14 protein-coding genes are annotated in these 12,812 nt (G+C 66.1%); 7 read left to right on the top strand and 7 right to left on the bottom strand.

Annotated elements, in window-relative coordinates; translation table 11 throughout:
- Positions 1-60 precede the first annotated feature (60 nt).
- From IV501_RS13185 to IV501_RS13195, 3 genes are all read right to left on the bottom strand, one after another.
- A complete protein-coding gene (locus tag IV501_RS13185; RefSeq protein ID WP_200556783.1) occupies positions 61-735 on the bottom strand; it encodes a TrmH family RNA methyltransferase in 675 nt (224 codons plus the stop codon).
- A gap of 20 nt (positions 736-755) precedes the next feature.
- A complete protein-coding gene (locus tag IV501_RS13190) occupies positions 756-1,565 on the bottom strand; it encodes an MBL fold metallo-hydrolase (RefSeq protein ID WP_200556784.1) in 810 nt (269 codons plus the stop codon).
- Between the two features lie 322 nt (positions 1,566-1,887).
- A complete protein-coding gene (locus IV501_RS13195) occupies positions 1,888-2,811 on the bottom strand; it encodes an AEC family transporter (protein ID WP_200556785.1) in 924 nt (307 codons plus the stop codon).
- A gap of 55 nt (positions 2,812-2,866) precedes the next feature.
- Here IV501_RS13195 and IV501_RS13200 point away from each other — a divergent pair, with 55 nt between their 5' ends.
- Positions 2,867-3,664, top strand: coding sequence for an HAD-IIA family hydrolase (locus IV501_RS13200; protein ID WP_200556786.1), 798 nt, complete (start codon positions 2,867-2,869; stop codon positions 3,662-3,664).
- A 16-nt stretch (positions 3,665-3,680) separates the two neighbouring features.
- Here the strand turns inward: IV501_RS13200 and IV501_RS13205 are convergent, their stop codons facing one another.
- Both IV501_RS13205 and pyrE read right to left on the bottom strand, forming a co-directional pair.
- A complete protein-coding gene (locus tag IV501_RS13205; protein WP_200556787.1) occupies positions 3,681-4,655 on the bottom strand; it encodes a hypothetical protein in 975 nt (324 codons plus the stop codon).
- A gap of 24 nt (positions 4,656-4,679) precedes the next feature.
- Positions 4,680-5,246, bottom strand: a complete 567-nt coding sequence (pyrE, locus tag IV501_RS13210) for an orotate phosphoribosyltransferase (RefSeq protein ID WP_307812283.1) — start codon at positions 5,244-5,246, stop codon at positions 4,680-4,682.
- Between the two features lie 63 nt (positions 5,247-5,309).
- Between pyrE and IV501_RS13215 the strand changes: the two genes are divergently transcribed.
- The 6 genes from IV501_RS13215 to IV501_RS13240 all read left to right on the top strand — a co-directional run bounded on the left by IV501_RS13215 (position 5,310) and on the right by IV501_RS13240 (position 11,579).
- The gene (locus tag IV501_RS13215) at positions 5,310-6,143 is read left to right on the top strand and encodes an exodeoxyribonuclease III (RefSeq protein ID WP_200556789.1); all 834 of its coding nucleotides are present in this window, start codon (positions 5,310-5,312) and stop codon (positions 6,141-6,143) included.
- A 54-nt stretch (positions 6,144-6,197) separates the two neighbouring features.
- A complete protein-coding gene (locus tag IV501_RS13220; protein WP_200556790.1) occupies positions 6,198-6,908 on the top strand; it encodes a GntR family transcriptional regulator in 711 nt (236 codons plus the stop codon).
- Between the two features lie 260 nt (positions 6,909-7,168).
- Positions 7,169-7,984 (top strand): alpha/beta fold hydrolase, encoded by an 816-nt coding sequence (locus tag IV501_RS13225; RefSeq protein ID WP_200556791.1) that lies wholly within the window; start codon positions 7,169-7,171, stop codon positions 7,982-7,984.
- Between the two features lie 152 nt (positions 7,985-8,136).
- Entirely contained in the window at positions 8,137-9,555 is a 1,419-nt protein-coding gene (locus tag IV501_RS13230; protein ID WP_200556792.1) for a DUF6421 family protein, read from the top strand.
- A gap of 63 nt (positions 9,556-9,618) precedes the next feature.
- Positions 9,619-10,500: an ABC transporter ATP-binding protein gene (locus tag IV501_RS13235; protein WP_200556793.1), complete on the top strand. Its 882-nt coding sequence runs from the start codon at positions 9,619-9,621 to the stop codon at positions 10,498-10,500.
- Positions 10,497-11,579, top strand: a complete 1,083-nt coding sequence (locus IV501_RS13240) for an ABC transporter permease (RefSeq protein WP_307812284.1) — start codon at positions 10,497-10,499, stop codon at positions 11,577-11,579. Before IV501_RS13235 ends, IV501_RS13240 begins: the two co-directional genes overlap by 4 nt.
- A 121-nt stretch (positions 11,580-11,700) precedes the next feature.
- Here the strand turns inward: IV501_RS13240 and IV501_RS13245 are convergent, their stop codons facing one another.
- Positions 11,701-11,922 carry a hypothetical protein gene (locus tag IV501_RS13245; RefSeq protein WP_200556794.1) on the bottom strand — a complete coding sequence of 74 codons (222 nt, stop codon included), beginning with the start codon at positions 11,920-11,922 and terminating at the stop codon, positions 11,701-11,703.
- Positions 11,923-11,936: 14 nt separating this feature from the next.
- A complete protein-coding gene (locus IV501_RS16725) occupies positions 11,937-12,662 on the bottom strand; it encodes an SDR family NAD(P)-dependent oxidoreductase (RefSeq protein ID WP_443667556.1) in 726 nt (241 codons plus the stop codon).
- Positions 12,663-12,812 lie beyond the last annotated feature (150 nt).

A 12,812-nucleotide genomic window follows, 5' to 3' on the forward strand; every position in this document is an offset into this window, starting at 1 on the left:
GACGCGTATCGAGACCCGCCCGGGGCGGTTTCGATACGCGAACGCGCCAGAGCGCGTGCGCTACTCAACCAACGGCCTACTCAACCAACGTCGTACTCCACCGGCGGAACGGGCGTGCTGGGTCACCCAGGCGTGCATGGCGACGGCGGCCGCGGCCGAGGCGTTGAGGCTGCGGGTGCTGCCGTATTGCGTGATCTCCACGACATCGGTTGCGGCAGCCACGGCCTCCGCGGAGAGGCCCGGTCCCTCCTGCCCGAACAGGAGCACGCAGCGCTCGGGGAACGTGAAACCCTCGATGGGGACGGAACCGTCGACGTTGTCGAGAGCGACGATCGGGAGCCGGGCATCCGTCGCCCACAGCGTGAACGCGGCGACATCGGGGTGATAGAGCACGTGCTGGTAGCGGTCGGTGACCATGGCACCGCGCTTGTTCCACCGCTTGCGGCCGATGATGTGCACCGTGTCGGCGGCGAAGGCGTTGGCGCTGCGCACGATCGAGCCGATGTTCATGTCGTGCTGCCAGTTCTCGATCGCGACGTGGAACGGAAAGCGGCGCTCGTCGAGGTCGGCGACGATCGCCTCCATGGTCCAGTATCGGTAGCGATCGATGACGTTGCGGCTATCACCGCGGGCGAGCAGCTCGGGGTCGTAGAACTCTTCGGTAGGCAGTTCGCCCTTCCACGGTCCGACGCCGTGGGTGGTCAGCTCGGCGCTCGGATCGGGGGTTTCACTCACTCGTCTACGCTAGCCGCCATTCAGGTCTCGTCGTCGTGGTCGCCGCGCACCCAGGCCGCATACCGCTCGGCCGAACGGATGACCGCGGCTCTCGCACCGTCACGGATCGCGTTGCCGAAGTTGCCGTAGGCCCGGTCGAACTCCCGCTCGCTAACCGTTGCTGCAACACGTTCGACCACGGCCGCCGATAGCGGGATGCCGTTCGGGAAGCTGCGCATGAAGGTCACCCACCGCTCCGACGGACCCGGGAAGAACGTGTCTCCCGCCAGCACCACGCCGCGGCCGTCCCCGCCGTCCCAGTGCAGCACCGCGCTGCCCGGAAAGTGGCCGCCGATGGTGCGCAACGTCACGCCGGGCAGGATGTCGAGCTCGCCTGACCACGTCTCGATCGCCGGGTCATCGCGCTGCGCCCACCCACGGTCGGCGGCATTGACGAGGATCGGAACCCCGCCGAGCGCCCGCGACCATTCCACCTGCGCCCCGAACATGTGCGGGTGACTCGTTGCGATCGCAACGACTCCGGTCAGCGTCGCGGCCGTTTCGTCGACGAAGCCTATCGGGTCCCAGAGAAGGCTGCCGGCATCCGTCTGCACCAGCATTGCCTGCTGGCCGATGCCGACGCCCGGGTCCGACCGGATGCCGAGCAGCCCGGGTTCGACCTCGTGCGTCTCGAGTCGGGTCCCACGGTCACGTAGCCGCTCGATAGTTGTCCAGGCCTGACCGCTCGGAGGGACGAACTGCCGCTCGTCCGCGCAGATCGCGCAGGCTGTTGGCGATTTCTCTGTATCGGGATATTCGACCGCGCACGCCGCACAGATCCAGACCGGCATCGACACCTCCTCGTGTTTCGGTCGACGCTACCCGCGTCGAGTCGGCAGTTGTTGTCGCGTGCAGCAAGCTCAGGCGACAACAACTGCCAACTGGATGACCGACTACTCGGCCCGCGCGCGACGGACGCGAAGCACGATCAGCGCGAGTCCCGCGGCGAGCAGCGAGAAGCGGCGCCGCCAGCGCCAGACCAGCTATAACAGCACCGATTCGGACCTTCGCATTCATTGACATCCCACTCTCTCGGCCCGCGGAAGGGAGGGCCACGTTGAGAGTGGGGGGTAGCAGTGAACCCAGAACGAACTGTGGGCGAACGACGGCGGTTCACCCACCGAGCAGTGCGGCCACCACAACGAGCACCGGGATCGAGCCGATGGTGGTGATGAGCACTGCGTCACGAGCGATGATCTCGCCGCGGCCGTAACGCGAGGCATAGTTGAAGACGTTCTGCGCTGCGGGCAGCGCAGCGAGGGCGACGACCACGAATAGCGGATGCCCGCCCAGCCCGAAAACGACGCGCCCGAGTAGCCAGGCCGCCGCCGGCATCACGACCAACTTGATCGCGGACGCGAGCAGCACATCCCTACGCCCGCTGCCCGGCTGCAGTAGCTTCTGGCCGTGCAGCGACATGCCGAAGGCGAGCAGCACGACCGGAACGGCCGCATCTCCGAGAAGCACGAAGGGCTGCAGCACCGGGGCGGGCACGTGCACTCCGGTGAGCGCGAACAGCACGCCGAGGGCGGACCCGATGATGAGAGGGTTGCTCACCAGCCCGCGCAGGATGTGACCGAGCGAGACGCGGCCGGTGGTGGTCGCATCGAGGATGGTGAGAGCGATAGGGGCGAAGATCAGCAACTGCAACAGCACCACCGGAGCCGAGTATGCGGCGCTGCCGAGGACGTATACCGCGACGGGAATGCCGATATTGTTCGCGTTGACGTAGCCCGCGGCCAGCGAACCGATCACGAGTTCTGGTGTCGGCCGCCGCCAGAACAGGCGCGCGATCACCAGGTAGACGGTGAAGGCGACGACCGCAGCAGCTAGCGAGACCACCGTGAGCGACGAGAACAACTCGTGCACGGGAGCCTTCGCGAGCACCGTGAACAGCAGCGCGGGCGACAGGACGAAGAAGACGATGCGGTTGAGTACGTAGCCGGCGTTCGGGCCCAGGATGCCGAGACGACCGACGAGATATCCGACCAGGATGATGAACGCGATGATCGCGAACCCGACCAGCACTCCACCCACCGTCGAACTCCCCGCGTCCCAACCAGCCTAGTGACCGGGCCGTTAGCATGGCCCCATGACTGATCGCGGTGAAATCGAGTGCTGGCTGACCGATATGGACGGCGTACTCGTCCATGAGAACCACCCCCTGCCCGGAGCCTCCGACCTGCTGGAGCAGTGGCGCGATCAGGGCAAGCCCTATCTTGTGCTCACCAACAACTCGATCTTCACCCCCCGCGATCTGAGTGCACGACTCAAGGCATCCGGACTCGATGTGCCCGAGGACCGCATCTGGACCTCGGCGCTCGCCACCGCAGACTTCCTCGCCTCCCAGATGCCCGGCGGGTCGGCCTTCGTGATCGGCGAGGCCGGCATCACCACGGCCCTGCACGAAGCCGGCTTCATCATGACCGACACTGCCCCCGACTACGTGGTGGTCGGCGAGACGCGCAACTACTCGTTCGAGGCGATCACCCGCGCCATCCGTCTCATCGGGGCGGGTGCCCGCTTCATCGTCACCAACCCGGATGCCACGGGGCCGAGCTCTGAAGGACCCTTGCCAGCCACTGGTGCCGTGGCCGCCCTCATCACGAAGGCGACCGGCAAGGAGCCCTACGTCGTGGGCAAGCCGAACCCGATGATGTTCCGCTCCGCGATGAACAAGATCGGCGCACACTCGGAGAACACCGGGATGATCGGCGACCGCATGGACACCGACATCGTCGCCGGCATCGAGGCAGGGCTACACACGATCCTGGTGCTCACCGGAATCAGCGACCAGGCCGAGATCGAGCGCTACCCGTTCCGCCCCGACGAGATTCTGAGCGGCGTGCACGAACTGCTCGAGAAAGGGCCGATCGAGAGCGAGCTGTAGCCGCCTTCGAACTCGGCTAGCCGGTCGCGGCGACGCTTCCGGTCAGCGGCTCTGCCGAGGCGCGGTTCACGAAGCAGAAGTAGTCGTGCTGACCCTCGGCCCACTCGGCGTCGGTCGCCGCGTATGAGGCCTGCACCTGAATGTTCGCGTATGCCCCGGCCGCGGCGAGATTGACGACCGTCGGCGAGCCGCAGAGCAGGTTGATCTGGGCCTGGAGGGCCGGCACTCCCGGGTAGGCGGCAGGGGCGTCCGGGAATGTTCCGCGGAAGATCATCTGCGCGGGATGCGGCGCCGCGCAGTCCACCACGGTAAAGGTCTCGGCCCAGACGGAGGTGAAGGGATCGACACACTCTCCCCCGCGTAGCTCGTTCCACTTGTGCGGTCCGGCGGCCGCAGGACCGGTCACGACCGGGGCCGCAGTCGGGGTGGGCGTGGGTGTCGGCGTGGGCGTCGGGCTCGCGGTCGGGGTCTTCGTCGGGGCTGCGACCGGTGTCGCCGCTGACGACAGGCGCGTGCCGAGATAGAACAGGCCGATGAGAAGCAGCACGGCGACGAGCGCCGCGCCGATCAAGATCAGGATGTGCGGGTTGCGCCACATCGGCGCGTGGCCGTCCCCGGCCTGGCGGCTCGGCTCGGCAGGCGCAGCGTCTTCGACGGGCGCCGGAATCGCAACCGTGCTCGCTGTGGTGGGCGCGGTGGCAGGCGAGCCGATCGGCGGGAAGAACTCGAGCGGAACGGTCTCGCCGCTCGGGCCGGGTGGCGTCTCCCACGGGAAGATGACCCGGGGTGGCCCTTCGACAGGCTCAGGGACCGTGGGCTCAGGTATCGATGGGGCCGCTGGCGCACCGAAGCCCCAGTCGAAGGCCGCGGGCTCGGGAGAAGCAGGCACCCCCTCGTGCGACGGCTCATCCGACCCGAACTGGCGGGCGAACCAGGCCTGCGGATCAGTGTCGTTCAGACCGTTCGAGTCGTCGTCGTCTCGCCCGGTCATCGCCGTCGTCCGACCGCTCGAAGGTCAGCCACGAAGTCCCAGGTCGTCCAGACCGATCGCGGCGAAGTACGGGTAGCCCGCCGCCTCGATCTTCTCGCGCGCACCGGTGTCGCGGTCCACGACGACGGCGACGCCGGCGATGATTGCGCCGACCTTCTCGAGCGCCGCGATCGCGGCGAGAGGCGATCCACCGGTGGTGGAGGTGTCTTCGAGCACGATGACACGCTTGCCTGCGAGCTCCGGTCCCTCGACCTGGCGACCGCGGCCGTGGTCTTTCGGCTCCTTGCGAACAACGAAGGCGTCGTAGGCCGCGCCGCGGGCGGCACCCTGGTGCAAAATGGCGGTCGCGACCGGGTCGGCGCCCATGGTCATGCCGCCGACGGCCACGACATCCGGCACCTCTGCGATGAGGTCGAGCATGACCTGCCCGATGAGCGGGGCGACGCGATGGTCGAGGCTCACCTTGCGCAGGTCGACGTAATAGGTCGCCTTCTTGCCGCTGGTGAGGGTGAAGTCCCCGTGGAACACCGCGTCAGATGAGATGTAGTCGATGAGCTTCTGGCGGACGGATGCTGGGGTATCTTCAGGCACGGATTCACTGTAGCCGAGGGCCTGTGGCCGCATCCGTCTGGCGGAGTGACTACCGTTGACCGCATGCGCGTCGCCACCTGGAATGTGAACTCCATCCGTACCCGTGTCGGCAGGGTCGTCGACTGGTTGGGGCGAGCCGACATCGACGTTCTCGCCATGCAGGAGCTGAAGTGCAAAGAGAACCAGTTTCCGTTCGACGCCTTCGAGGCCGCCGGGTATGAGGTGCAGATGCACGGCCTCAACCAGTGGAACGGCGTCGGGTTCGCCAGCCGCCTCCCGATGGAAGAGGTGACCGTCGGCTTCCCCTCCGCCCCCGGTTTCGGCAAACCGAGTGAGGATGGCGCGCTGCCGCTCGAAGCGCGCTCGATGGGTGTCACCGTCGACGGCGTGCGGCTCTGGAGCCTCTACGTGCCCAACGGGCGCGCACTCGGCGACCCGCACTACGCCTACAAGTTGGACTGGCTCGCGAAACTCGCCTCCGACACGAAGACCTGGATGACGCAACATCCGTCCACCCCCCTCGCGCTTATGGGCGACTGGAACATCGCCCCCCTTGACACGGATGTCTGGCCCACCTGGGACTTCGCGAACAACACCCACACCTCGGCTCCGGAGCGCGCGGCCCTCGCCGAATTCACCACGATCGGGCTCACGGATGTCGTGCGTCCGCTGGTTCCCGAGGGGTACACCTTCTGGGATTACCAGCAGCTGCGATTCCCTCGCAACGAGGGCATGCGGATCGACTTCATCCTGGCCTCGACGCATTTCGCCGACCTCGTGACCGGCGCCGAGATCGTTCGAGAAGAGCGCAAGGGCGATGGCCCGAGCGATCACGTCCCGGTCGTCGTCGACCTCGACGTGGCCGTCGATGACGACGACCGCCCGATGATTTTCTAGCCACCCACAGCGGCTGCCGACCTCGAAACACGGGACGCGGGTACATTTCTGCACATGTCCGATATACCTGAACAGGAAGTGCCGCAGGCGGAGTCTTTCGCCACGAGCAGTATCGTGACCACGGTTTTCGACTCGATCTTGGCCGATGTGCATGAGGGGCGGCTGCTGCCGGGAACTCGCATCAGCGACTCCGACCTAGCTGAGAAGCTCGGGGTCTCTCGCACCCCGGTGCGTGAGGCACTTCAGCGCCTGCGCGAGATCGGCATCATCGAGGCCTCCGCTAGCCGGTTCACCCGCATATCGATCATCAGTCCGCAACAGACCGCCGACGCGATGGTCGTCTGGGTCGCGCTGTACGGAGCGCTGGTTTCGGAGGTCATCTCGCGCGTACCGCCGGAGATGGTGCTGGCGATGCGCGCCGACCACGACCGGTTCGTCGAGCACCTGATGAACCCCGATCCGCAGAAGCTAGCGACCGCCAATGCCGACTTCTTCGCTCACTTCGTCACCTTGTCCACCAATCCGGCGCTGCAGCGCGGGATCACCTCGGTGGTGCACCAGATCCGGCTGGGCAGCCTCCACCTTCCCGATTACATCGATTTGCGCGCGCTCAGCGTTGCCCAGGACCTGCTGGTGCATGCCGCCCGCGATCATGATCGCGCCGCCGCTCTCGGATCGATGCGCATGCTCGGGCTGATCGAGATTCCCGTCGAGGATTCGGAGCAGGCGGACGCCAACGACAAAGTGGTGCGGACAGAATTCTGAGTCACCCCCACATTTGGGGCCAAGTGTCCCCCACAATGCGGACCAATATACTGGTAGCTTCGATGTGAAGGCATAGAGATGGTGGAACGTCGAAGTGCCGGCCCGAACGGTTGACGCAGTTACCCCGCTTGAAAACCCCCGCAGATCGAGCGCTGTGAACGCCACACACGAGCCATGACGTCACATACCCAGACGTCAGCAGTGGATCGGCCTCCCCGAGGGCCGGTCCGCTGGCTTAGTTAAGGGGTAGTTTCGACGACATGCCAGAACTCGAGGTCGCCGGCGCGACGTTGTACTACGAGACCGAGGGCCGCGTCTCCGACCCGGCTCTGCTGCTCATCCACGCTGGTCTCGCCAGCTTGCGGATGTGGGACCCCTTGGTTCCCGAGCTCGCGACCGACCACTACGTCATCCGCTACGACACCAGGGGCTACGGCAGCACGGTATCGACGGAGGCCGCGTACTCTAACCGCACCGATGCCATCGATCTGCTCGACCACCTCGGCATCGTGCGGGTGACCGTGATCGGATGCTCGCGCGGCGGCTCGATCGGCATCGACCTGGCCCTGGAATACCCCGATCGCATCGTGGGGCTGGTCACGATCGGCTCGGCGCCCGGAGGCTGTCCGCCACCGCAGCTCAGCGCCCGGGAAGACGAACTGTTCGCCGCGATCAGTGCCGCCTTCGAGGAGGGCGACCTCGAGCGTGCCCACGACCTGGAAGTGGAGGCGTGGGCTTTCGGCCCCTCCCGAACTCCGGCCGACGTTGCTCCGTCGTTCGCCGCCACTGCATACGCCCTGCACCGGGCGAACCTGGCGCGCGCCGACGAAAACCCGCGCGCGATCCCACTCGATCCTCCCGCTTTCGGTCGGCTCGATGCGCTCGACCTGCCCGCGCTGATTATGGTGGGCGACCTCGACATCGGCGCCGAGCTGCGTCACTACGACTACCTCCTCGACGCGATCCCCGGTGCCGATGGTTGCCAGTTCGCCGGTGCCGCACATCTTCCGAGCGTGGAATATCCGGACGAGTTCGAGGCCGTGGTGCGCGGCTGGCTGGCCGACAAGCGACTCTGAGTCGACATCCGCCCTACCCACGATTGTGCGCGCATTGCAGCGCATTCGACGAAAACCTGCGTCTAGGGCAAAGAAACGCTCAAGACCCTTCGGTTAGCCTGGATTCCTCACAACTTTTGTGACCCACCACGTCTGGAATCGGAGGTCGAACCATGAGCATCGCTGAAACACCAGTAGACGCAATCGTCGGGGAGCCCGAGGTTCTGGAAGACGCCCCGACTCTCGAAGACCTGGTTCTGGAAGACACGGCCTTGGAGAACACGGCGCAATGGCAGGCCATCAAGTCCGCCGCGGTCGCCCTGCAAGAGCTGCAGGCGAAGGATGGCAGCATCCCGAACGCCGCTGACCACGCCGCCGCCCGCGAGCACACCGCCACCATCGCACGCACCGTTCTCTCCTTCACGGTGGCCCTCCCCCACGACGTGGCCTACCTCCAGGCACTCAGCCTTGACTTCGCGCGCTGGGCCGATGAGGACTTCGGCGTGCCGGACTTCTACGACTCGCTCATGGCATTCCAGCCACAGCTCGATCGCATCGACGGCCTGCGCCACCTCGTCGTCTTCCCGATGCTGACCCAGAACGGCAGCACCAGCCGCCTGGTCGAGGCCGTGCTGATCGAGGTGCTCTGGCCGGAGTTCGTCTCCGAGCTCGAGGCCGGCGACTACGCGAACGCACTTTTCGTGCCGATCCGCTTCATCGACTTCACCCCTGGCTACGACACCAACTCGGCCGTGCTGTTCCCCGAAACTGTGGCGATGCGCGAGATCCCGACCTTCACCTGGGGAGCGATCTTCGCCGATCGCGAGGCCGCACGGTTCCGCCGGGTCGTGCGCGCGGCATCCGAGATCACGAAGCTCGAGCTTCCCGCCGACGCAGCCCGGCTGCTCGACGACCAGCGCCTCACCGAAGAGACCTTCGTGATGTGGGACCTCATCCACGACCGCACGCACATGCGCGGTGACCTGCCCTTCGATCCGTTCATGATCAAGCAGCGGATGCCGTTCTTCCTCTATTCGCTTGAGGAGCTTCGCTGCGACCTCACCGCCTTCCGCGAAGCGGTCACGATCGAACACGCCGAGCAAACGGATGCCGTCACCCGCGACCGCGCCAGGCTGGTTCAGTACGCGGTGATCTTCGATCGCATCTTCCGCTTCGCCATCACCGGGTCCCGCGTGCGCAACTACGACGGCCTCGGCGGTCAGCTGCTGTTCGCCTGGCTGCATCAGCACCACGTGCTGCACTGGACCGACACCCGGCTCACCATCGATTGGGACGAGGTGCCGGAGGTGGTCATCGCGCTCGGGCGCGAAATCGAGGAGCTGTACTGGCGCTCGATCGACCGGCCGAAGACCGCGCACTGGCTCGCCGCCTACGACCTGGTGTCGGCGACGGTGACCCCGCACCCCGCGTCGAACTGGGCGAAGCGCGAGCTGCCGTTGGACGGCCCGCCGAAGGGCTTCACCGACGCCGTGCTCGACGACGAATTTCCGCTCTCGATGTTCTACGAGGCCCTCTCCAAGAAGATGGCCGGCGTGATCGAGTCGACCGAAGGCATCACCGCGCGCGGCTGACGCGCGCGGGTTCCTCTCTTCCGGGTCCGTCTGTACGGTGGATCGGGACGAGAGGGAGCATCGATGCTGCAGGTCCACCGCGTGTCCAGGAGGTTCGGCGAGCGTCGGGCCCTCGACGATGTGAGTTTCACGGTGGGGGGCGGCCGCATCACCGGCTTCGTCGGCGCCAACGGAGCCGGCAAGACGACGGCGATGCGGATCATCCTCGGCGTGCTCACCCCCGACTCCGGCACGGTGACCGTCGATGGACGCCCGATCGACGCCGACGACCGGCACGCCATCGGCTACATGCCCGAAGAGCGCGGTCTCTACCCGAAGATGAAGGTTGCCGAGCAGGTCGCCTACCTCGGCAGGCTGCACGGGATGTCGAAGAAAGCCGCAGAGGACAGCACGTCACGCCTGCTCGACCGCCTCGCCATTGCCGAGCGCGCGAACGACGCCGTCGAAACACTGTCGCTCGGCAACCAGCAGCGCGCCCAGATCGCCGCCGCGCTGGTGCACGAACCGACGGCCTTGGTACTTGACGAGCCGTTCTCCGGGCTCGACCCGATCGGCGTCGAAACGGTGCTCTCCGTGCTGCGGGATGCGGCGGCAGGCGGCGCACCCGTGCTGTTCTCCAGTCATCAGCTCGATGTCGTCGAGCGGCTCTGCGACGATCTGGTCATCATCGCCGACGGCCAGGTGCGTGCGGCCGGATCGCGCGACCAGCTCCGCGCAGAGCACGGCGGCGACAGCTGGCAGCTCAGCACGCCGGGCGACCTGAGCTGGGTGGCGTCGGTGAGCGGGGTGACGGGAGTCGAAGCCGCGGGTGACGGGGTGCTGTTTCACGCGGACGCCTCCACCGCGCAGAACGTAGTGAGGCGAGCCGTGGAGGCCGGGCCCGTGACGAGCTTCGGGCCGCAGCATCCGTCGCTCGCCCAGATCTTCGCGGAGGTGGTGAAGTGACCGCCCGCAGCATTCCCTCCGCGGCATGGCTGGTCGCTCGGCGCGAGGTGACCATGCGTCTGCGCAGCAAGGCCTTCCTGATCTCGACCGGCATTCTGTTGTTGGCCGTGCTCGCGGGAATCGTGATCGGCGGCATCGCGAGTGCGACGGCCTCCGACCCCAAGGTCGCGGCCGTCGGAACGGCCCAGGCCGCCGCCGATCGCGCTACCGGACTAGTGGTGCGGCACGTCGACAGCGTGGCCGAAGCACGATCGCTCGTGAAGAAGGGAACCGTGGACGCCGCCCTCGTGCCCTCGACGAAGACGCCGCTCGGCTACGAGGTGATCGGCGACAGCTCGCCGCCCGAGGCGGTGATCGCGAAGCTCAGCATCTCTCCGCCCGTCACTCTGCTCGACCCGCCCAGCCAGAACGGGCTGCTCACCTACCTCGTGGCGCTCGGCTTCGGACTGGTGTTCTTCGTCTCGTCGATCACGTTTGGCAGCACCATCGCGCAGAGCGTGATCGAAGAGAAGCAGACGCGGGTGGTCGAGATTTTGATGACCGCCATCCCGGTGCGGGCGCTGCTCGCCGGCAAGGTTCTGGGCAACAGCATCCTCGCCTTCGCGCAGATCGCGGCGATCGCCGTGCTCACCGTCGGCGGTTTGCTGATCACGGGGCAGACCTCGGTGATCGGGCTTATCGGGCCGGCACTGATCTGGTTCGTCGTCTTCTTCGCGCTCGGCTTCGTGCTGCTTGCCGCGCTCTTCTCGGCCGCTGCCTCGCTGGTCTCGCGGCAGGAGGACGCGGCATCCGTCACTACCCCGCTGACGATGCTGGTGATGGTGCCGTATCTGTTGGTGATCCTGTTCAACGACAACGCTCTCGTGCTGGGGATCATGTCGTACGTGCCGTTCAGCGCTCCGGTGGGAATGCCGATGCGGATCTTCCTCGGGACCGCGCAGTGGTGGGAGCCGATTTTGTCCCTGGTGATCCTGCTGGTGTCGACGCTGCTGGTGATCATCCTCGGCGCCCGGATCTACTCGAACTCGCTGCTGCGTATGGGCGGACGGGTGAAGCTGAAGGAGGCGTTGGCGCGGTAGGGCGGTGCGGGATCCGCATCCTGGTTGGGCCCGTCAACATGATGAGATCGCCGAATCGTCGCTCAACAGGACGGATTCGGGAGTTTTGCCCGCCGCATCCTGTTGACGGATGCGTCGCCGTTTAGTGGCGCAGAGCGCGCAGAGCCTCGTCGAAGTCCGGGCCGAACGACGCCTCGAAGGGCTCCCCCGACTCGTGCAGTTCTCCGTCGAGCACCTGGCCGAGGCGGATCTCGTAGCGCGAGTCGGTGCCGGTCGGGCAGACCCGGGCGACGAGCTGGTAGCCGACCTCGATGTCGACAGGCCAGACCTGATCGACCTGCGCGTGTGTCTGCGAAATGTTCACCCCACCAACATTATCTATGCGGCGAGATTTTCTCGACTCGGAATCGACGATTCGTCCAGGCAATTCCTCCAATATCGCCCGAAACCATGGATATTCGAGCAGGATGCTGGACATTCTTCACGTTGACTTAGTTCGGTCGTGCACTGAGCGGGCAGCTCGCGCGGCTCGCCGGAGAGCCGCGGCCCAGTCGGTGTCGAATCCACCGGGCTCGACGGGGGTGACTGTGATGCCGAAGCCAGCGACCTCTTGGGCAAGCGACTCGGTGAGACCCTCGAGCGCCCACGTGGATGCATGGTAGCCACCGGGGTTCGGGAAGGCCGCGACGCCGCCGATTGTCGACACCTGGATGATGTGTGCCCCGAGGCCTGCTCCCGCATGATCGGCAGCACGGCCTGCGTGGCATTGACCACGCCGAACAGGTTGGTCTCGAGCTGGTCGCGCAGCTGCTCCGGCGTGATCTCCTCGACAGTGCCGAAGAGGCCATATCCCGCGTTATTGACGACGATGTCAATCTGCCCGAACGTGTCGTGCGCTGTCTTCACCGCGCCGAAAGCCTGCTCGCGGTTGGTGACATCGAGCTGGATCGGCCGGACGGCGTCGCCGTACTTCTCCACCAGGTCATCCAGCGCCGACATATTACGTGCTGTGGCGGCGACCTTGTCACCGCGGTCGAGGGCGGCAACAACAAACTCGCGCCCGAAGCCCTTCGACGTTCCTGTGACAAACCAAACCTTGCTCATGATAGAAATCTCCCTCTCTGAGCTTCACCTGAAGCGCCAGATTTGCTGAAGGTCATAACTGACACTGGGTGTCAGGTATGCCATCCAGTGGTACGCGTGAAAGCATGACCGACGACGCACCGACTGGGTTGCGCGAGCGCACCCGCCGCA

The sequence above is a fragment of the Lacisediminihabitans changchengi genome, from assembly GCF_016634425.1.
In the GTDB taxonomy this organism is placed as follows: Bacteria; Actinomycetota; Actinomycetes; order Actinomycetales; family Microbacteriaceae; genus Lacisediminihabitans; species Lacisediminihabitans changchengi.

What these genes read in the sequence shown, in the direction of transcription:
- IV501_RS16725 (WP_443667556.1), bottom strand. Translation starts at nt 12,662, where the DNA reads ATGAGCAAGGTTTGGTTTGTCACAGGAACGTCGAAGGGCTTCGGGCGC.
- IV501_RS13215 (WP_200556789.1), top strand. Translation starts at nt 5,310, where the DNA reads ATGCGCGTCGCCACCTGGAATGTGAACTCCATCCGTACCCGTGTCGGC.
- IV501_RS13235 (WP_200556793.1), top strand. Translation starts at nt 9,619, where the DNA reads ATGCTGCAGGTCCACCGCGTGTCCAGGAGGTTCGGCGAGCGTCGGGCC.
- IV501_RS13200 (WP_200556786.1), top strand. Translation starts at nt 2,867, where the DNA reads ATGACTGATCGCGGTGAAATCGAGTGCTGGCTGACCGATATGGACGGC.
- IV501_RS13225 (WP_200556791.1), top strand. Translation starts at nt 7,169, where the DNA reads ATGCCAGAACTCGAGGTCGCCGGCGCGACGTTGTACTACGAGACCGAG.
- IV501_RS13220 (WP_200556790.1), top strand. Translation starts at nt 6,198, where the DNA reads ATGTCCGATATACCTGAACAGGAAGTGCCGCAGGCGGAGTCTTTCGCC.
- IV501_RS13190 (WP_200556784.1), bottom strand. Translation starts at nt 1,565, where the DNA reads ATGCCGGTCTGGATCTGTGCGGCGTGCGCGGTCGAATATCCCGATACA.
- IV501_RS13205 (WP_200556787.1), bottom strand. Translation starts at nt 4,655, where the DNA reads ATGACCGGGCGAGACGACGACGACTCGAACGGTCTGAACGACACTGAT.
- IV501_RS13230 (WP_200556792.1), top strand. Translation starts at nt 8,137, where the DNA reads ATGAGCATCGCTGAAACACCAGTAGACGCAATCGTCGGGGAGCCCGAG.